Raw genomic sequence first — 25,951 nt, 5'->3', positions numbered from 1 at the left:
ATGGAATTTAAAACAATTGGTGTTCAACGGAATGGCAGCGTTTTCTTTCAGGAGAAAAAGGGGGATGTTAATGGGAATTATGAAAAGGAGTATCGCATTATTTATTGTACTTTGTTTTATGAGTCCGCTGGTTTTTAGTGCAAATGTACACGCGGAGGTTGTAACAGAGCTTAAGACTGGCTTTCCAAATCAAGAAGTATTTACTCCTGGAGAATGGTTTTTAGGTCAGAAACCTGCTAATTATGATGAGAATAAAACACCAATTCTCTTTGTACAAGGAAGAAATGGTAATGCGGATAGTTGGTATGGAAAGACAGTATATCATGAGATGAATGATATGTACGATTATGCTTTGAAAGCAGGCTATCAAACTGTATTTATTCAATTATATGATGCCGCGGGCAAAGGATCAGCTAGCCAATGGGACAATGGAAAATTGTTAGCACAAAAGCTTGAAGAGATTTATAATCATTTTGGCAAAAAAGTAAATATTGTAGCTCACAGTAAAGGTGGTATTGATACACAAGCTGCGTTAGTTGGATATGGAGCGAATCGATTTGTTGGAAATGTTATTACTCTTGCCACTCCGCATTACGGATCCAATTTAGCGGATTTATCATATAGTTGGTGGGCAGGATGGCTTGCCTCTATATTAGGTCAAAAAGATGATGGGACATATTCATTGCAAATAGGTGAAATGGCAAAGTTTCGTTCTACAATAGATAATAATCCTGCAGCTAAATTAAACCGTTACTATACGGCTACTGGGACAAGCTGGGGACCTGTTTTTTCAGCACTATCTATGGGCGGGTTGTATTTGTCATCATACGGTTCTAATGATGGATTGGTGAACGAATGGAGTGCTAAGTTACCATATGGAACACATTTATTTACAGATTCACGATTTGATCATGATAATATACGAAAAGGTTCAGCCGTTTTCGCACGAATTGAACCATATTTACGGACAGTAAATGTACCAGTACCAGCTTTATTAGCCCCGAGTAATAGTTCAGAGGATAAGGTAGAACAATTAAACACAACTTCTAATCAAGCTATTTTAGGAGGAGAGTTGTCACAAAATGAGTGGGTAGGACAAACTGTCGCAGTTGATAAAAAAGCAGAAGGGGTAGTTTCTATTTTAACAGCTTCTTCAGATGTAGAAATACAACTAATATCTCCAAAAGGAAAAGTTTATACAAATAAAGATAGTGCTGTATCTACTGGTGAAGGTGAATCTCTCTTTAAAGGAGCCACTATAAGAACATTTAAATTTGATAAAATGGAAGCAGGAGAATGGCAAGTTAAAATGATGGCGAAGCAGCCGAAAGATGCATATTTAATCGTGACCGATTACAAAAAAGATGCTCAGTTCGTCCTTCAAATGCCGGCAAAGGTTAAAGTAAATAAAGCAGAGTATAAACTCAAAAAATCACCTGTAGCTCCAGAAATGAAAGGCGATCTTTCAGTAACAGTACGAGTAATTAATAAAGATGGAAAATTAGTTTCTGAATCAAATGAATCGAAAAACATTAATACAACTACATTTACAGGTGCTTTGAAAAATATAGAACAGCCAGGTGTATATAACGTTACAATTGATATGAAAGGAATGAATAAGGAAGGACAACCTTATAATCGTACGATAGTTAAATCGGTTTATGTGGAGAAGTAGGAAAGAATGAATCGGTTTTAATAAAAAAAGTGCCGAATTCTTGTGGCAGAAGGATTTCGGCACTTTTTCATGTTTATTAGATGAATAGAAAAGTGAAATAGGAGCTTATGTTCTATAAGAGGACGATAGGAATCAAAAAAACGTTATGCAATAAAAAAGATGCTGAATTAGCATCTGAATGTGAGGGAATAGTATTAACTTAGTTTTGTAACTGTTAATTCAACTGAATTTATACCATTATCACAAGTTACAATACTTTGATGATTGAAACCACTATTATTTCTAAGTTGAAGAGTTGAATTAGCAGGCACCGTAACAATAGTTTCGCCAACTAGTTGAAGGCATTCGTTATTTGATGAAGTATTCATTTGAAAAGCGAAATCACCTTGACTATTAGCAAGTGGATTATTATTTAAAAATATAGTGATGACTGGAATATGGGGAAATACAGGATTTAACGTAGTGTTAATACTTGAAATGAAAGAAATTCTATAATCACCAGCTTTACTAAATTGTATAGTAGTCGGATTTAATAAGGAAACTCCTCCTGCCAAAGGGCCAACGTGATTAAACGGAAAAGAACCGCCAAAAGGAACAGTTATAAACTCAGTTTGCCAAAAAGTGCCGTAAGCAGGCTTAGATGATTTATGTGAATGGTCGCATGAACATTTTTTATACGAACTGGAAGATTGATGACACGAACATTTTTTATATGAACTAGAAGAAGAGTGGCATGAAGATCTTTTATATGAACTTGAAGAATGATAGTATGAACCCAATATATTACCTCCTATTATTAATAAATGTATAACACATAGTAGTTTATGCAATCGAAAAGCAATTGGCGTGTATACTTGTCCATATATAAGGTAATAGATTTGGGATAAAAAGCTGGCATAATATAAAGTGCTCTAATGAGGAAATATAGTTTTCAAAAAAATGGAGTTAGAATATTCTATGTAATGAATTTTGGAGAAGAAAAAGGATGAATATTTAGCAGATAACTCTATCCAAGGTTTTAAAATGTTGAAGTATTTAAACTTTAAGATAGTATATCGCCAAAGTAAAGAAGAGAAGTATTTAAAGGACAGCATTTTAGTGAAACAGAGAAATGGATAAAGCGATGATTAAGTTTTTAACTTAGTCGTCGCTTTTTATTTATGTAGTTGTGCAGGAAGAAGGCAAAAAATATCGAATGAATGTAATTATACAGAATTGTTTGTATTTATTTCGAATAGTAGTTAAAGATACGTTAGTTATATTTCAAACAGTAAGAAAAGAGAGATTAAATAATAGAGGGAGCAACTTACATGGAAAATATATTAAAGGTATCCTCAAAATCAAGTCCGAATTCAGTGGCAGGTGCAATAGCGGGCGTACTAAGAGCAAGTGGAAAAGTAGAAATCCAAGTGATTGGAGCTGGTTCTTTAAATCAAGCGATAAAAGCAATTGCGATTGCAAGAGGTTTTGTAGCTCCAAGTGGCATTGACTTGGTTCTTGTTCCAGCTTTTCAAGAGGTTACTATCGATAATCAAGAAAGAACAGCAATCAAATTAATTGTAGGTCCTAGAAGGAGAAGGTCTTAATAGCGAGCATTAATATAAGGGGATTTGAAAAGGTCAATAGACTCCAAAAAGTTAGACACGTCATTTCATTTGACAGTTCCTTGGGCGTGGATACAGTATTGTACCGGATTTATGACTTTTAATTCCTCTTTATATTTAGCGGGTTTTTCTAGAAACTTAAAAATGCCAAATCCTTTGTGACATAAGGGATTTGGCATTTTTGAGGTTTTTATGTTTTTTAAAATCAACAATTCTAAAACTGCTCATTCTTCTCCCAAGATTCAACGAGATAGTATGGAAAACCTTATTATATCAGGGTTTCTAAGTGGTGATTTTCCTGGATGCTCACATTTTGCTCACATTAAGTATTTTCATTTTTTATCAGGTGTTTTCATTAGATTTTATTATACTCTCGAAGTTTTCTGCTGCTTGTTGCTGCATGTTCTGTGTGATGTGACTATACTTGTCTAAAGTCATTTGAATAGAGGAATGCCCTAAGCGATCTTGTACGATTTTAGGGTGTTCTCCAGCCTGAAGCATGAGTGTAGCGTGAGTATGTCGTAAGTCGTGTATACGAATTCGAGGAACACCAGCTTTTTTATAGTGATCATTCAAAAAGCGATGAGGAGCATCTATATGTAAGGGTGAATGTATCGTATTGCCGGTGAAAATAAAGGCTTCTTCATTCAAGTGTATACCCCAGCGGAAAAATTCTTTCTTTTTATAAGAGTAGTAGGATTGTAACTTCCCTATAACAAAAGAAGAGATACTAACGCTTCTATTTGAAAATTTAGTTTTTGTAGCAGCTTTAAATAGTCCTTTTTCTGTTTTTACAAGTGATTTATTAACCAGGATACGTTTATTATCAAAGTCAATATCTTTCCATGTTAGTGCAAGTAATTCTCCACGTCTCATACCTGTATAGATTGCAAGTAAGAAGAACATATGGTACTTAATATTTTTTTCTTTTAGATACTGGAGGAATCGATTACATTCTTCGCTCGACCATGTTTTCATCTCACCTTGCTCTTCACGTGGTTTTTTTACTTTATTCATTATATTATCATGTATGATTTCCCATTCTACAGCATGTTTGAAAATGCATCTTAGGCAGCGATGGATATTGCTGATTGTACCATTTGATAGTCCTTTTTCCTTAAGTTCAGCATAGTAGCTTTGAAATTTGGAATCAGACTGTTATTTAATAGTATAGAAATGGTAGGCGAATAAGGAAATGAAAGGGCTACAGTCAAGTTAATCGAGGAAATGAAAGAAATTCGATAATCCCCAGCTTGTGTGATATTAATTGTGGTTGGATTTAACAGAGAAATTCCCCCCACCATAGGGTCAGCCTGATTAAAAGAAAAAGGGGATTCGAAAGGGACTGTAATGATTTCCGTTTGCCAAAAAGTTCCGTAAGCTACTGATAGTGATCCAGTGGGTCCAGTTGGTCCAGTTGGTCCAGTAGGCCCAGTCGGTAGTGTGAATGGTGGAACGGGTGGTAAAGTAGGTCCAACTAAATTAGGGTTTATTGAAGTAGAAGATAAAAACTCGTCCATTATATTTTCACCTCTGAAAAGTTCAGTTCTTATTACTAATAGTAAATGTAGGGGTAGAACAAAATGAAATGGACAAGCGCTTGTATTTTATAAATTAAACAAAATAGTTATTGTATAGATAAAAATACACAGAACCCGCTAGTTATAGCGGGTTCTGTGTACAAGGAATACAAGGTAACTGGTCCAGAGAAACCTGTGTATTCCATGGATTGGTAATAATGTATTCAAAGTAATAAAAAAGAGCGCTGATTGAGAGCACTCTTTATGCCTAATCATAATGAAAATGACGAGCGTGCATTATATAGAAAGGTAGTATTTATAGTATGTAAAAGTATGAAATTGGTGAATGGGTTCAAATAAAATCGTTATTTTAATTAAAAGAGCAGCTAGCAAAAGCTAACTGCTGCTTGTTAAAAAAGAATCCACTCTAGGTTATTTACTGCCAGAGTTTCAAGAAATAAATGATTAAATTAATTTAATTTTTCAATTACAATCGAAGCATTTATATTTGTTTGTGTTCCACCTGCCAAAGTCTGCAAAGTAACTGCAGCAGCGGAAGTATGATTATTAAGGGTAATAATATCACCTGCAGCTAAAGCGAGGATTGTTTGGCCGTTGTTTGGTTGAGTTCCTGCACCTGATCCATAAACTGCGCTGGTAACCGGAGCACCATTTAAAAAAAGTGTGAATTGATTAGGCTCAACTCCTGATACAGAAAAAGAAATTTTATAATCTCCTGCATTAAGAACCATTAATTGAGAAGTTCCCAGCGTATGAGTAAAACCAGATGTCATTCTACCATGTGAATTAAAAAGAATAGGTGCTTCTAAGGCAACAACTTGAGCTGATGTATTGAAAACATAAGCATAATGAGATAACCCAGATACTGTAAGTCCGGTAGGCCCAGTAGCTCCAGCAGTTCCTGGCAATCCGGTAGGTCCGGTAGGCCCCGGAGGTCCACCAGAAGGTCCAGTTGCTCCGGTAGGTCCAGTAGGTCCTGGAGGTCCACCAGAAGGTCCGGTTGCTCCTGTTATTCCGGTAGGTCCAGAAGGCCCCGGAGGTCCACCAGAAGGCCCGGTTGCTCCGGTTATGCCGGTAGGCCCAGTAGGCCCCGGAGGTCCACCAGAAGGCCCGGTTGCTCCGGTTATGCCGGTAGGCCCAGTAGGCCCCGGAGGTCCACCAGTTCCTGGAAATCCGGTAGGTCCAGTAGGCCCTGGAGGTCCACCAGAAGGTCCAGTTACTCCGGTTATGCCGGTAGGCCCAGTAGGCCCTGGAGGTCCACCAGTTCCTGGAAATCCGGTAGGTCCAGTAGGCCCTGGAGGTCCGCCAGAAGGTCCAGTTGCTCCGGTAGGTCCAGTAGGTCCTGGAGGTCCACTAGAAGGCCCGGTTGCTCCAGTTATTCCTGGAGGTCCAGAAGGTCCAGTTGCTCCGGTTATGCCGGTAGGTCCAGTAGGCCCCGGAGGTCCACCAGAAGGTCCAGTTACTCCAGTTATTCCAGTTATTCCGGTAGGTCCAGTTATTCCAGTAGGCCCTATTTGAGGCAAAGGAAAGGAACATGGAAAGGGTATGTGACAATTCTTTTTAAATTTACTCATTTTTACACCTCCCTTATAAATTAACTACCAATGTATATTTATACTTTAACAACTTATGAGTAAACAGACACACGGGTGTAAGGAAAAAACCTACAATAATTACATAAAAGGTTTTAAGAGCAAGCCTTTATTTCACATTCCATACCAAAAAGAGCACTATATATAAGTGCTCTTTTCGAGAGTGAGTATAAATTCCTATCATTCTATACTAGTATATGCACTGTATTATGTAGTTGCTACTAAAGTTAATGTCAGTTTTTAAAATTAGAGGTTTCTTTTAATGAAACCTCTAAAAAGACAACTAAAGTTACGTTATAGTAAATTCAATTGCAATAGGAGTATCTCCATCTAGGACGGCTCCGCCTACAATAGTAGCAGCTGTAGTAGTCACACCAGTAATAGTATCGCCTGTTTGAATAATGCCATTAATATAAAGCGTAAAAGTAGAGAACATTTAAAAGGACCCGATTAGGGGACGGGTCCTTTTAAGGAAACACTAAACCTTCATGTAATTACCAATAGATTACCATAAAAGGAAAATGATTTCCGTCAATTAGGTGTTGAGAAAGCTTTTTATAAAAATTTCATTTTGTAGTAGTTTAAAACATAAATAGAGCACTTAATAAAGTGCTCTCGTGACGAGATTATCCATTTGTAACGACTAACTTATTTTATATAAAAAGGAACACAAAATATTTTATGTGTGTCCAGTCAATTACGTGCATTTTTAAAAACAAAGAGCAGCTAGCAAAAGCTAACTGCTCCAAACAGGGATTTAACTCTAGATGTATGTATAGTATTGACGAAATATTGAGTTTTATTCAGGAGGAAGAGGAGTAGGCCATTAACATGAAGATGTGCCAATTCATATCCTGTAAGTACTAAATTAATGACGGGATAGATTGAGAATGGATGATCCGATTAAGGAGATAGTTGGCGCTTGGTTTGTTGCAGTAGGGACAATTATTGCTGCGATTGGGAGTACACCTTTAAAAAGATTGAACAGCGAATTAAGAAAAGACTTGAACGTATGGGGGAATGTATTACAGGCAACGGGGAATGGTCTGGAGGCTGATGGACAAGGAGAAATATCCCTTGAATTGATTGGGAACGAAATCCAATCAATTGGTAATGTAACGGTTCTAACAGGACTCATTATAGAATTTGAAGATGAAACACAAAAAAATTAGTGATTGCAGGAAATTGGATACAAGCATTAGGTGGTGTTACATCAATAGGTGGGGAAATAGAGGATAGTTCCAATATAGATGAATCGTATAACATTGTCGGGAATGTGTTACAAGCAACTGGCAATTCATTACAGGCAATAGGTGGAATAGATGAATTGAAAGCTAGTCGGGATAAAGTGGAGGGAATTTCGGAAGGCGATGAGGAGGATGGACAGCTTATAGTGATTACGGGGAGTTGGGTCCAAGCGGTCGGTTCAGTAGTTTCATTAATCGGTCAAATAAGAGAAGAAAGCCAAGAGATAGAAGAAAGTATTTCATAGAGAACTTAATAAAATAATCCTTTTGTGGGGAAAAGGAATTTATAAAATAGGTACAATTCACGTTTAGATTATTTTTGAATGTAATAGGTATCAAAAGGAGCAAAACGCTCCAAAATGGAAATGAGAGACGTTTGCATGAAAGGGATGAGGAGAATGGCAAATGCAAAGAAAAAGAAAATAAGAAGAGCTATTGCTCGTCGTGCGATAGCCGTTGATAAATATCAAGTTAACAAAGCTTGGAGAAGTATCTTTGTGCAGGCTGGTATTATCAAATAAATGAAAACAGAATACAGTCCGGCTAGAAAACTAGAGGACACCAATTCATTAAAGTAGCAGTTAAAGCTGTTTTAAGAATAGGTGTCCTTTTTATTTTGAAAAAGGAGATGGGGAAATGAAGGTGCTAAAGGATTAGTTACGTGAGTGGAAAAAGCAATCAAAACAAGCAAAGAAGAAAAAGAAGAAAAATAAGAAAAAACGAAAAGAGAAATTTAGTACTTGTGAAATTGAAGAGTTAATGGGAGTTCGTGGACCACGTTATGAACGTAGACGTGGAGCGTTAAAATAAAAGTAAAAAAATACAAAGGAGTGGTTCTACATGACTAAACAATTATCTTTCTTACCAAAAATCGATAGATCAGCAACACAGGAGGAATTAGAAGGTGTGTTGGAAAGCATACGTATACATAGGCAATTTGGGATGATGCGCAAAGAAATGAAGGTCACTCCTTCTTATGAAATGCGTGAGCACGGTCCTACACATGCAGTTGGTAAGCCGTTAGAAGATGTTGCTATAGCAAATATTCAACAAAGTAAACGAGAAGAATGGCTTGAAAGGATGTCATTACGTATTAATCAATTTCTAAATCGATTAGGAAACGGACGAGCAGGAATTATCCAAAGAGATATTATTTATAAACGCTATTTAGAAGAAGAGGATGTATGTGATTACATGGTCTATAACGAAATCGGAATGTCAGAGCGTACTTATCGACGTTGGAAGTCTAAAGCCTTTTATAAGCTCGCTTTTGCATTTGGATTAGAAGTTTACGAGACAGAAGAGACTGGAGGTAATGAATAATGAATTTTGTTCAGCCAATACGTGATTCAGAACAAATACAGTATTTAAAGGAGTACTTCAAGGACAAAAGTGATCGTAATTATATTCTGTTTATCATGGGGATTAATACAGGTTTGCGAATTAGTGATATTTTAAAATTGAAAGTAAGTGACGTAAAAGGTAGTCATATATCTATGCGGGAAAAGAAGACAGGCAAACAAAAACGTATTCAAATTACTGCAGCATTAAAAAGAGAACTTAAATGGTTTATTGAAGAAAGAGAAGACAATGAGTATTTACTACAAAGTAGACAAGGGAAGAATCGTCCAATTGGTCGTAGCATGGCATATAAGATATTAATTGGAGCAGCGGCAGAGTTTGGATTAGATGAGATAGGAACACATACGTTAAGAAAGACGTACGGGTATCATATGTACATGCAAACGAAAAACATAGCATTACTCATGGAGATATTCAATCACTCGTCAGAGAAGGTCACGTTACGTTATATAGGTGTAAACCAAGATGCAATGGATAAAGCAATGACTAGGTTTAAAATCTAAGCATTGCTTTTTTCTTTTAAATTTAGGGGTATCGCCAGCATTTTTGCCCCCCCCACGCTAAGAGCATACAAAATTTTATACAGTTTTGGACTAATCCAGTAACAAACGAGAACCCGAAAACCCGCGCCAGGATAGGGATGTATAAAATAATGCATAAATCCGTAGAACAAAAAAGGAGGTTCCCTTGTCAGAGTAAGGGGCCACTTTTTCCTTGCTACCAATAACGATAATTATGTAAATAAGCTGTCCACATGGGCAGCTTATTTTATTTTTCCAAATAGCGTAGGTTATTTTGCAAAATATTGGTGGTATCCCATCACCATCAAGTTAAGAATTTGGTTGCTCCCAAAAACGAAAAAATGTACTTTTTTGTTACAAGTAGCACAAAATTTCGTTCTGGGGGTACTATAAAATTTTAGCTTGATGGCTATGGGGCGGGACTCTTATAGGAAACTATAGGCCAAAGTATAATATAAAGGACCCACCAAATTTGAAAAACTTTCAGATGTGGAAGGTTATTCTTTGAATCATTTCCGTATTCCTATCTAGCTGATTTCTTATGTTTTGTCAGATATTTCAATGCATTTTTTAAATATCTGACAAAATATCATTGACAGTTTATTAATTTATACATCATTATTAATAATGAAAATCATTATCGAACTTATCGGAGGACTTACTATGCGTACATATTTAAAGACGATACTTAGTTTATTGTCAGCTCTTTTTTTAGTGTTCATAGCTGCTTGTGGTAGCAATGAAGTGTCAAAAGAAAAAACAGAGTCAAAATCAAACAAAGTACAAGGTTATACCGTTAAACATGCTATGGGTGAAACAAAGATCACAAAAACTCCTAAACGCGTTGTTGTTTTAACTAACGAAGGAACAGAAGCGATTTTATCAATGGGAGTAAAGCCTGTTGGTGCTGTGAAATCTTGGCTAGGGGATCCATGGTACGATCATATTAAAAGCGATATGAAAGATGTTAAAGTTGTAGGGGTTGAACATGAAGTCAACTTAGAGAAAATTGCATCGTTAAAACCTGATTTAATTATTGGTAATAAGGTACGCCAAGAAAAGGTGTACGATAAATTAAGCGCAATTGCTCCAACAGTATTTTCAGATACACTAGGAGGCGATTGGAAGGAAAACTTTAAATTATATGCAAAAGCTTTAAATCGTGAAGAAGAAGGCAACAAAGTATTAAGCAAATTTGATGCACACCTAGAAGGTGTAAAACAAAAATTAGGTGATAAAGTAAATCAAGAAGTTTCTGTTGTCCGTTTCATGGCTGGAACTTCTCGTATTTATTACACAGATTCTTTTTCTGGAGTTATTTTTGATCAATTAGGTTTTAAACGTGTGAAACAGCAAAAAGAGCTTTTTACTGCTAACAGTAAATTTGGCAACCTTGCTATAGATGTAGGAAAAGAAATGATTCCTAAAATGGATGGAGATGTTCTTTTTTACTTTACATATGCGCCAGAGAATGATCAAAAAGCTTTAGATAAAGCAAAAGAAATGACAAGCGATCCTCTTTGGAAAAATCTAAATGCTGTTAAAAATGGAAATGCACATGAAGTTAGTGATGCAGTTTGGAATACTGCTGGTGGTGTAATTGCAGCTAACAAAATGTTAGATGAACTTGAGAAAATTATGCTTAGCAAATAAGGTTTCAACTTCTTAATTTTTTTATAGTAAGGCCGGAGAGTATAAAAATACTTTCCGGCTTTTACTATTTTTTAATGGAAACTTTTGAAGGGGTAGCACCACATTGCCATCAACCTAAGAAAACAGGTCACCCCCAAAACGATTAATAAGCTTTTTCGTTACAAGAAAGCCTAAAAATTTCGTTCTGGGGGTGTAATAAAACTTTAGCTTGATGGGCATGTGGTGGTATCCCTATACAGTTACTCATAAATTTCGTACTGTGTAACTCAAAAGAAAAGGTTTTATAAAGTCAATGATAGCAAGGGATTTAGTGATAGACTCAGTTACACACAATATAAGATATGGGTAAGTGAAGAAAAGGCATAAAAAAGGAGCGTAGTTCGTCAAATAGATGTAATGCTCTATTACTATTAAGTTAAGAAATTCATTGTTTCCGATTAATTGCATCTGTTTATTGTGATTCTTATTGATTTTAAAAAATAAAAAATCGCCTTATTAAAGGCGATTCATTTTGTATTATTTTGATAAATAAATATCTTTTAAAATTAAATACAATGTTCTACATTAACGTGTTTCTGGATCTTTGTCTTTTTTTCTAAGACCAAATAATCCTAGTAGTCCCAATAAACCAAGCCAAGTCCAATTATTATTTTTATTACGATTATCCTTTAAATCATTTGTCGTATTTACATTTCGAGTTCTCACATCATTATTAACTCTATTCATGTTATAGTCATTAACTCTATTCGTGTTATAGTCATTAACTCGAGTTGTAGTATTATTATTGTTAACTCTATTCGTATTATATCCATCGTATTCAGCATGGACGCTTGTACCAAAAACCGTAATAGTTAGTAATAGGGCACCTAAAATAGATGAAAGTTTTTTCTTCATGGTTTTCCCTCCTTTCGTATTTAGTAATGTCTCCAGTTCCTTTAGACAATATTCGGTTGAAAATACATAAAACCATTTGAATTGAAATTCCGATAAACCTCTTTAATTTTTATTATTAAAAGTACTTATAATAATGGATTAAGTTAATTGAAATGTATTTATTCCTTATAAGAATAAATTTTTGGTAACGGTACATTCTATGAGAGGTAATTACTATATTTGGGTAAGGTGTTCCTTATGAGTTATAAGAACTTATTTTCTTTAATCCAGAACATGGTTGGGAAAATTTTTTCTATAGTAAGTATTGTTGCTAAAAGTCTAATTTCTTTAAGGAGGAATATTTTCATGGGTATTTTAAGTGGAAATCCACAAAATGAACCAATGCACTACGGAGAAGTCTTTGGGATTTGGAGTTACCTTGCAGCTGCACAAGGAGCAATTGCTGGATATCAAGTTCTTATTAACCACACAGGAGACGAGGATTTAAAGAAATTTTTAGAAAACCTTGTAGAGAATGATATCCAATCAGAAGTTGAAGAATTAAAAAATATATTAAAATTGAATGGAGTTGCATTACCACCAGCACCTCCAGAAAGACCAGTTGCATCTATTGAAACGATTCCTCCTGGTGCTCGTATTAATGATGCGGAAATTGCAGCTAAAGTTTCTATGGATCTTGCTGCTGGGTTAGTAGCATGTAGCCAAGCTATGGGACAATCTCTACGAGAGGATGTAGGAATGATGTTTGGTCAATTCCATTTAAAAAAAGCACAAGCTGGAGCTATATTACTTCGTCTGAATAAGAAAAAAGGTTGGATTATTCCACCTCCATTACATGTTCTACAATCAGATCAAGCATAATGCTTAAATAAAAATTCAATTTATTCTTTATGGCTGCTGCAGTGAGATTGTTTAGGGAAATAAAGGCGATTAGCAAATTAAAATAATTGGCAGAGTCGTGACCGCTTTTTGGTAGTATATGTGCCGATTGTTTTGGAATTAGCATGTTATAGTTGTATTGTGAGTAGTAGGGGAAAACATTGCTCACAAATAATATAAAAACACGTGAAAAAATATGAAATCCCCTTTTGCAATAGAATATAATATAACAAATAAAAAGTGTCACAAATGCTTGTATAACAGGCATTTGTGACACTTTTCTAGTTTTATATAATATAAAATGAACCACCTTAAAACTGCTCATTCTTCTCCCAAGATTCAACAATATAATGAGCAATCGTTGGGGTGAATCCTTTACCAACTAAGAACATAATTGCAGCAACCTCAGTTAAAGCGTGTTGATGTGATGTATGTTTTGCTTCATTTAAACCGTAATCTACCCAAGGTTTTACGAAATCTAGTACAGGTTTCTTTAAAGGTAAAAAATGTGTACCGACAACTTGTTGAATTTGTTGTTGTGTTGGTTCTGTAATAGGTCCTGGTGGTAAAATTTGTGGCTGTGTAATATCGAATGTTGGACCAGGCGGTAAAATTTGTGGTTGCGTCGGATCGATAGTTGGTGGTGCAGGTGGGGAGACACGTTGTTCGGAGTTTGGTTGATACATTGGCTGTTGTGGCTGATTTGCATATGGATTTTGCTGATATTGTTGTTCTTGGGTGCGCTGCGGTACATATGGATTTTGTTGTTCTTGAGTGTACTGAGTTGTGTATGGATTTTGCTGATATTGTTGTTCTTGAGTTGGTGATGCTGCATATGGGTTTTGAGGATATTCATAATTTGGACGTGTGTCATATGGATTTTGTTGATATTCAGCTCCTTGAGTTTGCGGTGTTGCGTATGGATTTTGTTCGTATTGTGGCTCTTGATGTTGTGTCTCTTGCTCCTCATATTGTTCGGCATATCTTTGTTCCTGATGTTGAGGGGAAAATGGTTGTTGTGGGTAAGGCGGTTGGTTATTATAGAACATTTTTATTCCTCCTTCATAATGATGCCTACCACCTAGTGTATGGGCGGACAAGAAAATATGTGATGAAAAAATGCGGGCGTGTTACAATAAGTAACTGGGTGAAGATAAAATGATAAAACAAGAAAAAATACAAAAAACAATAACTTTCGTAAAGCATATTTTAGAAAAAGATGCGAGTGGGCATGATTGGTATCATATTGAACGCGTACATAAATTGGCGATTTCTTTATCCGAGCAAGAAGGGGGAAATCGTTTTATAATTGAAATGGCAGCATTACTTCACGATGTAGCAGATGAGAAGTTAAATGAGAGTGAAGAAGCAGGAATGAAAAAAGTTTCTGATTGGTTAGAAGAGTTACGTGTTGAAGAAGATGAAAGTAAGCATGTTCTTCATATCATCGCCAATATGTCTTATAAGGGCGGTCATGGTGGCACAGTTGAGTCACTTGAAGGTAGAATTGTTCAAGATGCGGATCGTTTAGATGCTCTTGGTGCAATTGGAATAGCTCGAACGTTTGCATACGGAGGAGCGAAAGGGAGATTAATGTATGATCCAACTATCCCTCCTCGAGAAGTGATGACGAAAGATGAATATAGAAAAAATAATGATCCATCTTTAAATCATTTTTATGAAAAGCTTTTAAAACTAAAAGATTTAATGAACACGAATGCAGCAAAACAAGAGGCTGAAGTTCGTCATCGTTATATGGAACAGTTTATTGAACAATTTATGAAAGAGTGGAATGCACAAATATGAAAATGTTAACTGTGGAGAACTTATCGAAATCATACGGAGAAAAACCGTTATTTGATGGATTATCATGTAGTATTACAGAAGGACAACGTGTCGGAATTATCGGTGTAAACGGTACTGGTAAATCAACGTTATTAAAAATTATTGCAGGATTAGAAACTCCTGATACAGGTGATATGACGCATTCACGCGGATATACAATTAGTTATTTATCACAGCAACCAGAGTTTGATGAAAAACTAACAGTATTAGAGCAAGTGTTCCATGGTGATACACCTTTAATTCGTCTTCTTCGTGATTATGAACAATCGTTATTAAATATCGAAAAAGATCCAAGTAATGAAAAAGTACAGGAACAATTATTTGCAGTGCAGCAACGTATGGATGCGATGAGTGCATGGGAAGCAAATGCGAATGCAAAATCGTTATTAACGAAATTAGGAATTACTGATTTTACAGCAACTGTTGGAAACCTATCTGGTGGACAAAAAAAGCGTATTGCAATGGCGCAATGTTTTATTGAAACACCTGATTTATTAATTTTGGATGAGCCTACGAACCACCTTGACCATGAGACAGTTGAATGGTTAGAAGAATATTTAGCAAGATATACAGGTGCGGTATTACTTGTAACCCATGATCGTTATTTCTTAGACCGTGTGACAAACCGTATTTTTGAATTAGATAACGGTAAACTGTATAGCTACGAAGGAAACTACAGTACATTTTTAGAAGCGAAAGCACTTCGTGAAGAGCAGGAATCGGCACAAGAATCAAAACGCCAAAATTTATATCGTCGTGAACTTGCTTGGATTCGCCGTGGTGCAAAAGCCCGTTCTACGAAACAAAAGGCGCGTATTCAGCGTTTTGATGAGCTGAAGGGACAAGAAGGACCAGCAGCGAAGCAATCAGTTGATATTGCACTAAGTGGAAGTCGTTTAGGAAAGAAAGTACTTGAATTAAAAGATGTAACGAAAAAATTTGGTGATAAAACAGTATTACATAACTTTAATCATATTGTGAAGCCTGGTGATCGTATCGGAATCATCGGAGCAAATGGAAGTGGAAAATCATCACTATTAAATATGCTTGCAGGAAAATTCTCTCCTGATAGTGGTGAAATTGAAGTAGGACAAACTGTAAAAGTTGCCTATTATACGCAAGAAAATGAAGAGATGAATTTAAACCAGCGTATGATTGAATACATTAAAGAAATTGCGGAAGTTATTCATACGACAGACGGAAAAGTAATTGGCGCATCTCAAATGCTAGAACGTTTCTTATTCCTACCGCATTCACATGGAACAACGCTTGGTAAACTATCTGGTGGCGAAAGAAGACGGTTATATTTATTGCGTATTTTAATGGGAGAACCAAACGTACTATTACTTGATGAGCCTACGAATGATTTAGACACACAAACATTAACAGTGCTAGAAGATTATTTAGAAGATTTCCCAGGTGTCGTTTTAACTGTATCGCATGACCGTTACTTCTTAGATAAAGTAGTAGATGAATTGTTCATCTTTACTGGCGAAGGCGAAGTGCGTGAATTCCTAGGTAGTTATACAGAGTATTTAGAAATGGAAAAAACGAGAGAACTCATTGAGAAAGCAGAAGTTCAAAAGGAGAAAAAAGTAGTAGAAGAGGCTCCGAAACAACAACGTAAACGTAAACTTTCTTACAATGAGCAGCGTGAATGGGAAACAATTGAAGATACAATTGCACAACTAGAAGAGAAACTTGAATCAATTGGAGAAGAACTTACGAATGTTGGATCTGACTTCACAAAGGCCCAAGAATTATCTGAAGCAGGGCAGAAGATAGAAGAAGAGCTAGAAAAAACGATGGAACGATGGAGTGAACTATCCGACATCGTTGAAGGATTAAAATAAAAACAAGCTGCATATATTGAAAAGTAAAGAGAAAAACTTTACACTATTGGTAGAACCTATTTTAGGAGGGAAAAAATGAGAACATCTAATCCAATGTTGAAAAAAGAGGCATTCCGTAAAGAGGGAGCAAATACTTCTGCGATGACTATTGGCGGAACAGTAGGCAAAACGTTTATCATGCTTATCTTGCTGCTTGCAACGTCTGTCTATTCATACATACAGATGTCAAATGGTACGATGAAAATGCCAGTATTAATTGGTGCTTTAGTTATTGCGGCAATCGTTGCGTTTGCATCTATCTTCTTCCCGCGCATATCACCAATTGGTGCACCGATTTATGCGGCAGTAGAAGGGGTAGTGTTAGGAAGTATTTCAGCAGTTTATGCAATGAAATTTCAGGATTCTATCGTTTTAAACGCTGTATTACTAACAATCTCAATTCTATTTGCGATGTTAGTTTTATATGCAACACGCGTAGTGAAGGTAACTGATAAATTCCGCACAGGTGTTATGGCAGCAACAATGGGAATTATGGTTATGTATTTAATCGTATTCTTATTAAACATGTTCGGTGTTTCTGTTCCATATATTCACCAAGGTGGAACAATTGGTATGATCATTAGTGCAGTTATTATTGTAGTTGCTGCATTAAATTTATTACTAGATTTCGATTTAATCGAAAATGGTGCACGTAGCCAAGCTCCAAAATATATGGAGTGGTACAGTGCAATGGGTCTAATGATGACGCTAGTATGGTTATACTTAGAAATTCTTCGTTTCGTTTCTTACTTTACGAAAAATGACTAATAAAAAATCCTGCATGAAATGTGCAGGTTTTTTTATTTTTAAAGATAAATTGAAAATATGGATGCTGGCGACTTAAATTGAAGGGGGATGGAATATGATGAAAGAGAAAAAAGGGATTATGAAAAAACTATTTTCTAAAAGTTTTTTCATAGAACTAGATGACGCTTTAACATATCCATCAGCAGAAGTTATTCGTTCAGCTATTGAAAGCTATGCGACTAAATGTAATGAACAATTAAAAATTGAGAGTAAAGTTAAACCGATTACTTTCTACTTAGAAAATGTAATGTACCGCGCTGAAATAAAGATGGCCCGCGGAGGATATTACATATCTTGCAGTAAAGTATAATGTTTTTGGAAACCTTACATGTTTAAACTATGTAGGGTTTCTTTTTTAGTTTTGTAAGATATAAAGTAATACTTTTTATTTACAAACATGCCGTTTTGTACTTTTTACCCTTCCAACATTTTTCTTTACAATGAAGAAAAATATGTGAGGTGGTATAACTTATGATGAATCGAGTTGTATTAATCGGTAGATTGACAAAGGAGCCAGAATTATACTACACAAAACAAGGTGTCGCTTATGCACGAATATGTGTTGCGGTGAATAGAGGTTTTCGAAATAGTTTAGGTGAGCAACAAGTAGATTTTATTAATTGTGTTGTATGGAGAAGGTCGGCTGAAAATGTAACAGAATATTGTACGAAAGGCTCACTTGTTGGGATTACAGGGCGTATTCATACGAGTAATTACGATGATGAACAAGGAAAGAGAGTATATAGAACTGAAGTTCTGATTGAGAATATTACATTTTTAGAGAGAAGGCGGGAGAGTGCATCGCAATAATATTAGAATTTTAATGATAGTTTCGGATTAATTAGGTGGAAAGAGAAAGTATGATGATGGGAAGAAATCAATAAAATTAAGCATCCGAGTAGGAGTATAAAGGGGTAACATGTTACAATACAGCTAAGAACACGCAATAAAGGAGAGTTTTTTACGTGAAGATTAAAGCAATTGAACCGACGCCAAGTCCAAATACAATGAAAGTTATTTTGAATGAAGTATTACCATCAGGAGCGCGTAATAATTATACAAATGAAAATAAAGAACAAGCACCAGTGCAAGTGCAAGAAATTTTGAAGATTGAAGGCATTAAAGGTGTGTATCATGTTGCAGACTTTTTAGCAGTGGAGCGAAATGCGAAGTATGACTGGAAAGTTTTATTACAACAAGTTCGTGCTGTTTTCGGTGAAGAAATAGTGGAAGAAAGCGAAGAACAACAACTTTCTCATTTTGGAGAAGTGAAAGTGTTTGTTCAAATGTTCTTTACAATTCCGATGCAAGTGAAGTTAACAGATGGAACCTCAGAAGAGCGTGTTGGTTTACCTGATCGTTTTAAAGAATCAATTATGAAAGTGCAAATGTCTGCACCTAACGTTGTGAAAGAGCGTAAGTGGGTAGAGCAAAGTACACGTTACGGTAATTTTGAAGAAATCGGGAAAGAAGTAGTAGAAGAAATTATTGCTGCTTATTCAGAAGAACGTGTAAATGAAACGGTTAAAGAATTATTAGATCAAGCAGGTGCTGTTGAAGTAACGATTCAAAAGCGTGAGCCATATAAAGTAACAGAAGAGATGATGAAAGATTCTGACTGGAAAAACCGTTTTGCAGCTTTAGAACAAATGGATCCAACGGAAGAAGATATGATGGTATTGAAAATGGCATTAGATGATGAGAAAGTATCTATCCGCCGTTTAGCAACAGCTTATTTAGGTATGGTAAAAGGTGAAGGAGTATTGCCGTTATTATATAAAGCGTTATTAGATCGTTCAGTAAGCGTTCGTCGTACAGCAGGAGATTGCTTATCAGACGTAGGTGATCCAGCAGCGATGTTCGTTATGATTAAATCTTTGAAAGATTCAAGTAAATTAGTACGCTGGCGTGCAGCAATGTTCTTATTTGAACTTGGTGATGAAAGTGCAATTCCGGCACTAAAAGCAGCAGAAGATGATCCGGAGTTTGAAGTGGCGATGCAAGCACGTTTAGCTTTAGAACGTATTGAAGGCGGCGAAGAAGCAAAAGGATCAGTATGGAAGCAAATGACGGAGTCTCGTAAAGGGGAATAGTTTATGATTGTTTTCTATGATAGTTGGTGCCCGATGTGTACGGCGGTTGCAGAACGTACGAAAAGATTAGATAAAAAGGGTAAGATGAAATTTGTTTCATTTCGAGATGAAGATGTAGTTGAGAAGTATGAACTTTCTCAAGAATTACAAAGTAAGATGGAACAAAGATTGTATATTTTAAAAAATAATAAGTGGTATGACGGAATTCATAGCATTAACGTATTAGCAAAGGCCGTTCCATCTTATTGGTTTGCAGTACCTTTTATAAAACTATCTATCGTACTTGGATTTGGAAGTAAAGTATACGATTATATTGCCAACAATAGAAAACTTGTCCCAGTTGGACACTGTCGTGAAGGGGTTTGTGAAATCCCTACAAAAAAATGAAATCATCGTTATCTTTCTTTTGCACCTATTAATAGAGCGTGATATGATAAATTTGGAATGAAAGTTGAAGGAGAGATACAAGATGTCAAATGCATATGAAGAATACATGCGTCAAATGGTAATTCCAATGCGCCAAGAGTTAGTGCGTTCTGGATTTGAAGAGTTAACTACAGAAGAAGCTGTAACAGAATTTATGGAGAATGCATCAGGTACAACTTTAGTAGTTGTAAACTCTGTTTGTGGTTGTGCAGCTGGTTTAGCACGTCCATCAGCAGGTCAAGCGGTTGTACGTGCTGAAAAACAACCTGATCATCTTGTAACTGTATTTGCAGGTCAAGATAAAGATGCTACTGTAAAAATGCGTGAATACTTCGGAGAAATTCCTCCATCTTCACCATCTATGGCATTACTAAAAGGAAAAGAAGTTGTTCACTTCATTCACCGTCATGAAATTGAAGGCGCAACAATGGACGAAATTATTACAAACTTAGAACAAGCTTTCGAAAAGAATTGCTAAAGTAGGGGGAGAGTGAATCTCCCTCTTTTCTTTATATAGAGGTGAAAAAATGATAGTAACAACAGCAGGAAGAACAAATAAAGAAATGAAAGATTATGCAAACAAGGTAGCAGCAGAATTAAATCTTTCTTTCGTTAAACGTAATGACATACCAGTACATAAACTGCATGAGCAGTATGAACAAGATGTACTTGTCGTAGGGAAAAATCGATTAGCCATTTATCCAAAAGGTACGGAAGAGTCGTTTTTCTTTCATCCAAACTCAGCGATGTTTCGTGTGAAAAGGTTAATGCGCGGAGAGCACGATCCGTTTGTACAAGCTGCTAAATTAGAGAGCGGAATGACAGTATTAGATTGTACGCTCGGTATGGCATCAGATAGTATTGTAGCTAGTTATATTGTTGGTGAAAGCGGAAAAGTAACGGGACTTGAAGGCAATGAATATATGGCTTATATTATGGGAAATGGTTTAAAAACATGGTCTTCATCTGTTTCTGAAATTGATGAGGCAATGCAACGAATCGATGTGAAGCAAACGGAGCATTACTCATTTTTAAAACAATGTGAAGATAATAGTTATGATGTCGTTTACCTTGATCCAATGTTCGAAGAAACTGTCATAGAATCAGATGGAATTAAAGGATTAAAACACTTCGCTTTGTATCATGATATTACTGACGAAACAATTGCGGAAGCGAAGCGTGTGGCGAGAAAGCGTGTCGTTCTGAAAGATCATTTCCGTAGTTCTAGATTTGAAAAACATAATTTTCACGTATACAAAAGAAAAAGTGCTAAGTTTCACTTTGGTGTAATTGACCCTTGCTAATTGTTTGAAAAGATGTATAATAAGCAATAATTAATTAAATATACTGTCTGTGATGAAGAGAGTAGTTTTTTTCAGAAGGAAAGCGAGCTAGGGATGGTGTGAGCCTAGTGCAGAAGAAAAAGATGAAGCGCACTTCGGAGATGCTTCTTGAACGAATAGTAGAGTAAGCCGAGGCCCCCTGTCCTCGTTATAAACGGGAAAGTGGTTCGAAATGAACAACAAGGGTGGTACCACGGGTTAAAACTCGTCTCTTTTTTAGAGACGAGTTTTTTGTGTTTTAAAAAATAAGGAGGTTATAGTATGAATTATAAAACGCAGTTTGCGAAAAGTTTATCGAATATTTTTACGAATGAATTAACACAAAATCAAATTTTAGATTTAATCGAAACACCAAAACAAGATGAATTCGGAGATGCAGCGTTCCCATGCTTTTCACTAGCGAAGCAATATAAAAAATCACCAGCTATTATAGCGAAGGAATTGGCGGAGAAATTAAATGATCCGTTCTTTACGAAAGTAGAGGCTGTTGGTCCTTATGTAAATGTATTTTTTAATCGTGAAACAGTAAGTGATGAAGTATTAAAAATAATTTTAGCGGAGAAAGAAGAGTACGGTCAAAATCACTTTGGATGTGAAAAAACGGTAGTTATCGATTATTCCTCTCCTAATATCGCGAAACCTTTTTCAATGGGGCATTTACGTTCTACAATGATTGGTAATTCGCTGAAACATATCGCCGAAAAATGTGGGTATGAAGTTGTCGGAATCAATTATATTGGCGATTGGGGCACGCAGTTTGGAAAGTTAATTACCGCATATAAAAAATGGGGAAATGAAGAGTTAGTTAAAGAGGATCCGATACGTGAGTTATTTAAGTTATATGTTCAGTTTCATGAAGAAGCAAAAGAGAACAAAGAACTAGAAGAAGAAGGACGATCATGGTTTAAAAAACTAGAAGAAGGAAATGAAGAAGCAGTCGAACTTTGGAATTGGTTCCGTTATGAGTCTTTAAAAGAATTTTCTCGTATTTATGAACTTCTCGGTGTGGAATTTACAAACTTTCAAGGAGAAGCTTTCTATAACGATAAAATGGAAGACTTTATTGGGATTTTAGAAGAGCACGATTTACTTGAAGAATCAGAAGGCGCATTAGTCGTTAATTTAGAAAAAGAAGGTATGCCGCCATGCTTAATTAGAAAATCAGATGGTGCAACTATTTACGCAACACGTGATTTAACGGCGGCTTTATATCGCCAAAACACATATGGATTTGATAAAGCACTTTATGTAGTTGGACCAGAACAAAGTTTACATTTTAATCAATTTTTCACTGTATTAAAAAAGCTAGGCTATACTTGGGTTGATGGAATGGAACATGTACCGTTCGGGTTCATATTAAAAGATGGTAAGAAAATGTCGACACGTAAGGGCAGAATTATTTTATTAGAAGAAGTGTTAGAAGAAGCTGTTGCGCTTGCGGAACAAAATATTGAAGAGAAAAATCCGAATTTAAAACAAAAAGAAGACGTGGCAAAACAAGTCGGTGTTGGAGCGGTTATCTTCCACGATTTAAAAAATGAGCGTATGCATAATATCGAATTCTCATTAGAAAATATGTTGAAATTTGAAGGAGAAACAGGACCATATGTACAGTACACACATGCGCGTGCTTGTTCAATTTTAAGAAAAGAAAGTGTAGAATTTGAAACTTGTACGTTTGCATTAAAAGATGATTATAGCTGGAGTGTCGTAAAATTACTTAATAAATTCCCGCAAGTAATTGAAGCGGCCTTCAACAAAAATGAGCCATCTACTATTTCAAAATACGTATTAGATGTAGCACAAGCGTTCAATAAATATTATGGAAATGTTCGTATATTAGAAGAGAACGAAGAGAAAGAGAGTAGACTCGCATTAGCTTACGCTGTGACGGTTGTATTAAAAGAGGGATTACGTTTACTTGGGGTAGGGGCACCTGAGGAGATGTAAATATGAAAAGAATTATTATGAACTTAGTAATAAACTGACAAACCGGGTCTAGTATGAACCTGGTTTGATTTTTTATTGGATATATAATTTTTTTGCAAAATCAATTAAAATCTATTTAGAGAGGGTGATTCATATTGATTCGAACTTTTATTTTACAAATTCCTTGTCATAGAAGATCGGAAAGAAGTTTCCTTAAACTACAAAAATACATACCTTTATGTGCGCGTTGTACAGGCATGCTTATCGGTATTTTAATGTTTCCAATTTATTTTTATATGACACCTTCGTTTCTACTTGCAATAATACTATCATTTTCCGCTCAAATTCCGTTACTTATTGATGGATTCACCCAAAAATGGAAATGGAGAAGCAGCACAAATTTACTAAGAGTAACGACCGGTTTATTAAGCGGTAATGGTATGGGGCTATTTATTGCCTCTAGCATTATATGGATAACATCTAAAAGCATATATTAATGGAAGGAGAACTTTACATGTTTTGAATTTACTCAGTTCTAATTCTTATTTCAGGAGGAAGCGGGATTAGTTTTCTCATTCATGAAAGAAATATAGAAGCAGTAATTGCTTTTGTTATTTGTACAATATTTATTGTGTTACTCTATTTTCACCTAAAAAGAAATGACGAACATAGAAACTGTGATTGCAGTACATTAGCTTGTACTGATTATACTGATTGTAATTGTTAAATTATGTGAGTGGGAAAGTTAGTGTATCGTTTAAGGTATACTAGCTTTTTTTATTAGAAGTGTAGGAATGTGACTATTAAATGGAGAACTTTAGTTTTGTATATAAAAGGAGGTGTTGGACCTGGAAGAGTATGATTGGAATAGTAAGCTAGCATATTTAAGAAATACGAGAGATTTATATTATAACGATGATTATTTAAGTTTTTTAGTCAATTCAGTTTGGAAGATTACTGATCCTATACATATTGTTGATTATGGTTGTGGATATGGTTATTTAGGTTTAATTTTGTTGCCTTTACTTCCAATTGGATCAAAGTATACAGGGATTGATAGGGGAGAAACATTAATAGCTGAAGCGAGAGAGTTGTTTCGTGCACTCCCATATGAAACAGAATTTATTGAGGGGGATGCGACAGAAATTGAATTGAAAAATAAATATGATATAGCTGTCAGTCATGCTTTCTTATTACATATGAGTTCCCCAAAAACGATGCTAGAGAAGATGATACATTCAATTAAACAAGGTGGTAAAATAATCTGTTTTGAACCACATTGGATGTCAAATATGTCTTCATACGTATTAGATGGAGAGAATCAATCGGAAATTATCCAGCTAGGTGTTTTGCAGAGATTATTTGAAAGAGATACACAGAGAAACGGTAAAGATGGAAATATCGGTATGAAAATACCTATGTATTTAAGTGAATTGGGTGTTAAAAATATTGAATGTAGAGTAAGTGATAAAGTGAATTTTTTAGATTCTAATTTAAATCAAAATGATAAGCAAGGATTATATAATTCTCTAAAAGAAGAGGGGATTGCAGGCAATCCGGGTGATAAACAGCAATTTATAGAACGTTTAATGAGTCGGGGATTAACATTTGCTGAAGCGCTCGCTCAATATGAAGCAGAACTACGATTTTTTGAAGTGTTTCATATACATGCATCTTTAGTTTATGCTCCGAATATGAAAATTACATTTGGTGAAATAAAATGTTAAATTGTAGTGATGTAATTCGAATTGCTACTTTCAATATATGGAATCACGAGAGTTTTTGGTTTGAGAGATTAGAAGCCATTTGTGAGGAGGTTCGCAATATTTCCCCGCATATTCTTGCTCTACAGGAAGTGGGAAGTTGTGCTAAGTATGAATTGAAGAAAAATGTTGCGCAGTATATAGCGGATCAATCTGGATATCCGGTCTGTGTATTTAAAGAGTATCCAGATTCTCCAGATGAAGGCCTAGCTTTTTTAAGTAAAGTTCCTATTTTAGCTGAAGAAGCTATTTGGGAAACAGATATAGAGGAATCGAATTATTGTGCCATTCGAATTATGTTAAAATATAAAGAGTATAAGCTCGGGATAACGAATGTTCATTTAAATTGGAAATCTAGTAAGGTAAGAAAAGAGCAATTGGATACGGTGAATAATTGGATTAAAAACAGAGGTAGTGGCTACGAATTATTATGTGGTGATTTTAATGATGAACCACATTCAGGGGTGCATCAATACTTAATAAGTAATCAATGGATAGACGTGGCTCAGCTTAAAGAAAATCAAGATAACATTCTTGCTCAGCCAACTTTAGATTATGGAAAGAATACAAATTTAATAGGGGATGAAAAGCAAGAAGAACGATATGATTGGATTTTGATACAAGAGAAGGATTCGTTTGAATCTCTAAATATAGAAAATGTATCTGTATTTGGAGATTTAGCATTAACTTCATCACACGTATTTCCAAGTGATCATTACGGTGTTTTTATAGATTTAAAATTTGATAAGTGAAATAAAAGATAGGATGATTGTCATTTTTTTAGGTAAATCGATATATCTTATCAAATCGTTGATCTATTGTAAGTTACAATAGATATTCAGGAAATCGTTAATATAATTTCATCCACTGAATGAAGCCTCAAAA

At 35.5% G+C, this 25,951-nt stretch carries 25 protein-coding genes, 4 pseudogenes and 1 other annotated feature; of the genes and pseudogenes, 22 read left to right on the top strand and 7 right to left on the bottom strand.

What is annotated here, in order from left to right:
- The first annotated feature begins 64 nt into the window (after window positions 1-64).
- Window positions 65-1,675: a lipase family alpha/beta hydrolase gene (locus BG05_RS20870; RefSeq protein WP_407465337.1), complete on the top strand. Its 1,611-nt coding sequence runs from the start codon at window positions 65-67 to the stop codon at window positions 1,673-1,675.
- A 194-nt stretch (window positions 1,676-1,869) separates the two neighbouring features.
- Here BG05_RS20870 and BG05_RS20865 read toward each other — a convergent pair whose 3' ends face one another.
- The gene (locus BG05_RS20865; protein WP_002127124.1) at window positions 1,870-2,454 is read right to left on the bottom strand and encodes a hypothetical protein; all 585 of its coding nucleotides are present in this window, start codon (window positions 2,452-2,454) and stop codon (window positions 1,870-1,872) included.
- 190 nt (window positions 2,455-2,644) lie between these two features.
- Between BG05_RS20865 and BG05_RS31170 the strand changes: the two genes are divergently transcribed.
- Window positions 2,645-2,794 (top strand): hypothetical protein, encoded by a 150-nt coding sequence (locus BG05_RS31170; protein ID WP_002012544.1) that lies wholly within the window; start codon window positions 2,645-2,647, stop codon window positions 2,792-2,794.
- 191 nt (window positions 2,795-2,985) lie between these two features.
- Complete coding sequence (locus BG05_RS20860; protein WP_002035358.1) at window positions 2,986-3,261, top strand: stage V sporulation protein S; 276 nt, start codon at window positions 2,986-2,988, stop codon at window positions 3,259-3,261.
- Window positions 3,262-3,621: 360 nt separating this feature from the next.
- On the opposite strand, the pseudogene BG05_RS20855 reads toward BG05_RS20860, so the two are convergent.
- The 4 genes and pseudogenes from BG05_RS20855 to BG05_RS30010 all read right to left on the bottom strand — a co-directional run.
- A pseudogene (locus BG05_RS20855) lies at window positions 3,622-4,419 on the bottom strand (tyrosine-type recombinase/integrase); the annotation flags it as partial.
- Window positions 4,410-4,799, bottom strand: a pseudogene (locus BG05_RS31860) (exosporium leader peptide-containing protein); the annotation flags it as partial. The pseudogenes BG05_RS31860 and BG05_RS20855, both read right to left, overlap by 10 nt.
- Window positions 4,800-5,269: 470 nt before the next feature.
- On the bottom strand, window positions 5,270-6,394 hold the full coding sequence (locus BG05_RS20845; RefSeq protein WP_041868011.1) for a BclA C-terminal domain-containing protein: 1,125 nt from the start codon (window positions 6,392-6,394) through the stop codon (window positions 5,270-5,272).
- Between the two features lie 307 nt (window positions 6,395-6,701).
- Window positions 6,702-6,845 (bottom strand): annotated as a pseudogene (locus tag BG05_RS30010) (DUF4183 domain-containing protein); the annotation flags it as partial.
- A gap of 457 nt (window positions 6,846-7,302) precedes the next feature.
- On the opposite strand from BG05_RS30010, the pseudogene BG05_RS32190 reads away from it, so the two are divergent.
- From BG05_RS32190 to BG05_RS20820, 5 genes and pseudogenes are all read left to right on the top strand, one after another.
- A pseudogene (locus BG05_RS32190) lies at window positions 7,303-7,904 on the top strand (DUF6944 family repetitive protein).
- A 153-nt stretch (window positions 7,905-8,057) separates the two neighbouring features.
- Window positions 8,058-8,180: a DUF3983 domain-containing protein gene (locus BG05_RS30705; RefSeq protein WP_087944756.1), complete on the top strand. Its 123-nt coding sequence runs from the start codon at window positions 8,058-8,060 to the stop codon at window positions 8,178-8,180.
- Window positions 8,181-8,499: 319 nt separating this feature from the next.
- Window positions 8,500-8,982, top strand: coding sequence for an ArpU family phage packaging/lysis transcriptional regulator (locus BG05_RS20830; RefSeq protein ID WP_003188992.1), 483 nt, complete (start codon window positions 8,500-8,502; stop codon window positions 8,980-8,982).
- On the top strand, window positions 8,982-9,524 hold the full coding sequence (locus BG05_RS20825; protein WP_003188990.1) for a site-specific integrase: 543 nt from the start codon (window positions 8,982-8,984) through the stop codon (window positions 9,522-9,524). The genes BG05_RS20830 and BG05_RS20825 overlap by 1 nt, the downstream gene beginning before the upstream one ends.
- 681 nt (window positions 9,525-10,205) lie before the next feature.
- Window positions 10,206-11,195, top strand: coding sequence for an ABC transporter substrate-binding protein (locus tag BG05_RS20820; RefSeq protein ID WP_001261484.1), 990 nt, complete (start codon window positions 10,206-10,208; stop codon window positions 11,193-11,195).
- Between the two features lie 564 nt (window positions 11,196-11,759).
- Here BG05_RS20820 and BG05_RS20815 read toward each other — a convergent pair.
- On the bottom strand, window positions 11,760-12,089 hold the full coding sequence (locus tag BG05_RS20815; protein ID WP_033733937.1) for a WGxxGxxG family protein: 330 nt from the start codon (window positions 12,087-12,089) through the stop codon (window positions 11,760-11,762).
- 345 nt (window positions 12,090-12,434) lie between these two features.
- On the opposite strand from BG05_RS20815, the gene BG05_RS20810 reads away from it, so the two are divergent.
- Window positions 12,435-12,950, top strand: a complete 516-nt coding sequence (locus BG05_RS20810; protein ID WP_002168501.1) for a DUF3231 family protein — start codon at window positions 12,435-12,437, stop codon at window positions 12,948-12,950.
- Between the two features lie 329 nt (window positions 12,951-13,279).
- On the opposite strand, the gene BG05_RS20800 is transcribed toward BG05_RS20810, so the two are convergent.
- Window positions 13,280-14,017: a hypothetical protein gene (locus BG05_RS20800; RefSeq protein ID WP_003188983.1), complete on the bottom strand. Its 738-nt coding sequence runs from the start codon at window positions 14,015-14,017 to the stop codon at window positions 13,280-13,282.
- 109 nt (window positions 14,018-14,126) lie between these two features.
- Between BG05_RS20800 and BG05_RS20795 the strand changes: the two genes are divergently transcribed.
- The 13 genes from BG05_RS20795 to BG05_RS20740 all read left to right on the top strand — a co-directional run bounded on the left by BG05_RS20795 (window position 14,127) and on the right by BG05_RS20740 (window position 25,818).
- The gene (locus tag BG05_RS20795) at window positions 14,127-14,774 is read left to right on the top strand and encodes an HD domain-containing protein (protein ID WP_002012557.1); all 648 of its coding nucleotides are present in this window, start codon (window positions 14,127-14,129) and stop codon (window positions 14,772-14,774) included.
- Window positions 14,771-16,666 (top strand): ABC-F family ATP-binding cassette domain-containing protein, encoded by a 1,896-nt coding sequence (locus BG05_RS20790; RefSeq protein ID WP_002127139.1) that lies wholly within the window; start codon window positions 14,771-14,773, stop codon window positions 16,664-16,666. The genes BG05_RS20795 and BG05_RS20790 overlap by 4 nt, the downstream gene beginning before the upstream one ends.
- Window positions 16,667-16,741: 75 nt before the next feature.
- Window positions 16,742-17,473: a Bax inhibitor-1/YccA family protein gene (locus BG05_RS20785; protein WP_016126856.1), complete on the top strand. Its 732-nt coding sequence runs from the start codon at window positions 16,742-16,744 to the stop codon at window positions 17,471-17,473.
- 94 nt (window positions 17,474-17,567) lie between these two features.
- Complete coding sequence (locus BG05_RS20780) at window positions 17,568-17,822, top strand: DUF4318 domain-containing protein (protein ID WP_002127142.1); 255 nt, start codon at window positions 17,568-17,570, stop codon at window positions 17,820-17,822.
- 161 nt (window positions 17,823-17,983) lie between these two features.
- Window positions 17,984-18,322 (top strand): single-stranded DNA-binding protein, encoded by a 339-nt coding sequence (locus BG05_RS20775; RefSeq protein ID WP_002012564.1) that lies wholly within the window; start codon window positions 17,984-17,986, stop codon window positions 18,320-18,322.
- A 155-nt stretch (window positions 18,323-18,477) separates the two neighbouring features.
- A complete protein-coding gene (locus BG05_RS20770) occupies window positions 18,478-19,605 on the top strand; it encodes a conserved virulence factor C family protein (protein ID WP_002012566.1) in 1,128 nt (375 codons plus the stop codon).
- 3 nt (window positions 19,606-19,608) lie between these two features.
- The gene (locus tag BG05_RS20765; protein ID WP_002085930.1) at window positions 19,609-19,992 is read left to right on the top strand and encodes a thiol-disulfide oxidoreductase DCC family protein; all 384 of its coding nucleotides are present in this window, start codon (window positions 19,609-19,611) and stop codon (window positions 19,990-19,992) included.
- A gap of 82 nt (window positions 19,993-20,074) precedes the next feature.
- Window positions 20,075-20,509 (top strand): BrxA/BrxB family bacilliredoxin, encoded by a 435-nt coding sequence (locus tag BG05_RS20760; protein ID WP_002012568.1) that lies wholly within the window; start codon window positions 20,075-20,077, stop codon window positions 20,507-20,509.
- Between the two features lie 49 nt (window positions 20,510-20,558).
- Entirely contained in the window at window positions 20,559-21,335 is a 777-nt protein-coding gene (locus BG05_RS20755) for a class I SAM-dependent methyltransferase (RefSeq protein WP_002127165.1), read from the top strand.
- Between the two features lie 40 nt (window positions 21,336-21,375).
- Window positions 21,376-21,590: a binding site (T-box leader), on the top strand.
- 45 nt (window positions 21,591-21,635) lie between these two features.
- Window positions 21,636-23,324, top strand: coding sequence for an arginine--tRNA ligase (gene argS, locus BG05_RS20750; protein ID WP_003188971.1), 1,689 nt, complete (start codon window positions 21,636-21,638; stop codon window positions 23,322-23,324).
- 134 nt (window positions 23,325-23,458) lie between these two features.
- Window positions 23,459-23,800 carry a DUF2085 domain-containing protein gene (locus BG05_RS30005; protein WP_002127167.1) on the top strand — a complete coding sequence of 114 codons (342 nt, stop codon included), beginning with the start codon at window positions 23,459-23,461 and terminating at the stop codon, window positions 23,798-23,800.
- A 345-nt stretch (window positions 23,801-24,145) separates the two neighbouring features.
- The gene (locus tag BG05_RS20745; protein ID WP_002127168.1) at window positions 24,146-25,030 is read left to right on the top strand and encodes a class I SAM-dependent methyltransferase; all 885 of its coding nucleotides are present in this window, start codon (window positions 24,146-24,148) and stop codon (window positions 25,028-25,030) included.
- Window positions 25,024-25,818: an endonuclease/exonuclease/phosphatase family protein gene (locus BG05_RS20740; RefSeq protein ID WP_002127169.1), complete on the top strand. Its 795-nt coding sequence runs from the start codon at window positions 25,024-25,026 to the stop codon at window positions 25,816-25,818. Before BG05_RS20745 ends, BG05_RS20740 begins: the two co-directional genes overlap by 7 nt.
- Window positions 25,819-25,951: the final 133 nt, after the last annotated feature.

The sequence above is a fragment of the Bacillus mycoides genome, from assembly GCF_000832605.1.
GTDB lineage: Bacteria > Bacillota > Bacilli > Bacillales > Bacillaceae_G > Bacillus_A > Bacillus_A mycoides.
Note: the sequence above shows the minus strand (reverse complement) of the source record. Positions and strands in the feature narration are given on the sequence as shown.

Coding starts and splice junctions, on each gene's coding strand:
- BG05_RS20810 (WP_002168501.1), top strand. CDS start 12,435: ATGGGTATTTTAAGTGGAAATCCACAAAATGAACCAATGCACTACGGA.
- BG05_RS20755 (WP_002127165.1), top strand. CDS start 20,559: ATGATAGTAACAACAGCAGGAAGAACAAATAAAGAAATGAAAGATTAT.
- BG05_RS20870 (WP_407465337.1), top strand. CDS start 65: ATGTTAATGGGAATTATGAAAAGGAGTATCGCATTATTTATTGTACTT.
- BG05_RS20785 (WP_016126856.1), top strand. CDS start 16,742: ATGAGAACATCTAATCCAATGTTGAAAAAAGAGGCATTCCGTAAAGAG.
- BG05_RS20775 (WP_002012564.1), top strand. CDS start 17,984: ATGATGAATCGAGTTGTATTAATCGGTAGATTGACAAAGGAGCCAGAA.
- BG05_RS20795 (WP_002012557.1), top strand. CDS start 14,127: ATGATAAAACAAGAAAAAATACAAAAAACAATAACTTTCGTAAAGCAT.
- BG05_RS20760 (WP_002012568.1), top strand. CDS start 20,075: ATGTCAAATGCATATGAAGAATACATGCGTCAAATGGTAATTCCAATG.
- BG05_RS20740 (WP_002127169.1), top strand. CDS start 25,024: ATGTTAAATTGTAGTGATGTAATTCGAATTGCTACTTTCAATATATGG.
- BG05_RS20825 (WP_003188990.1), top strand. CDS start 8,982: ATGAATTTTGTTCAGCCAATACGTGATTCAGAACAAATACAGTATTTA.
- BG05_RS20830 (WP_003188992.1), top strand. CDS start 8,500: ATGACTAAACAATTATCTTTCTTACCAAAAATCGATAGATCAGCAACA.
- BG05_RS20800 (WP_003188983.1), bottom strand. CDS start 14,017: ATGTTCTATAATAACCAACCGCCTTACCCACAACAACCATTTTCCCCT.
- BG05_RS20820 (WP_001261484.1), top strand. CDS start 10,206: ATGCGTACATATTTAAAGACGATACTTAGTTTATTGTCAGCTCTTTTT.
- BG05_RS20765 (WP_002085930.1), top strand. CDS start 19,609: ATGATTGTTTTCTATGATAGTTGGTGCCCGATGTGTACGGCGGTTGCA.
- BG05_RS20845 (WP_041868011.1), bottom strand. CDS start 6,394: ATGAGTAAATTTAAAAAGAATTGTCACATACCCTTTCCATGTTCCTTT.
- BG05_RS30705 (WP_087944756.1), top strand. CDS start 8,058: ATGGCAAATGCAAAGAAAAAGAAAATAAGAAGAGCTATTGCTCGTCGT.
- BG05_RS20860 (WP_002035358.1), top strand. CDS start 2,986: ATGGAAAATATATTAAAGGTATCCTCAAAATCAAGTCCGAATTCAGTG.
- BG05_RS20790 (WP_002127139.1), top strand. CDS start 14,771: ATGAAAATGTTAACTGTGGAGAACTTATCGAAATCATACGGAGAAAAA.
- argS (WP_003188971.1), top strand. CDS start 21,636: ATGAATTATAAAACGCAGTTTGCGAAAAGTTTATCGAATATTTTTACG.
- BG05_RS20780 (WP_002127142.1), top strand. CDS start 17,568: ATGATGAAAGAGAAAAAAGGGATTATGAAAAAACTATTTTCTAAAAGT.
- BG05_RS20815 (WP_033733937.1), bottom strand. CDS start 12,089: ATGAAGAAAAAACTTTCATCTATTTTAGGTGCCCTATTACTAACTATT.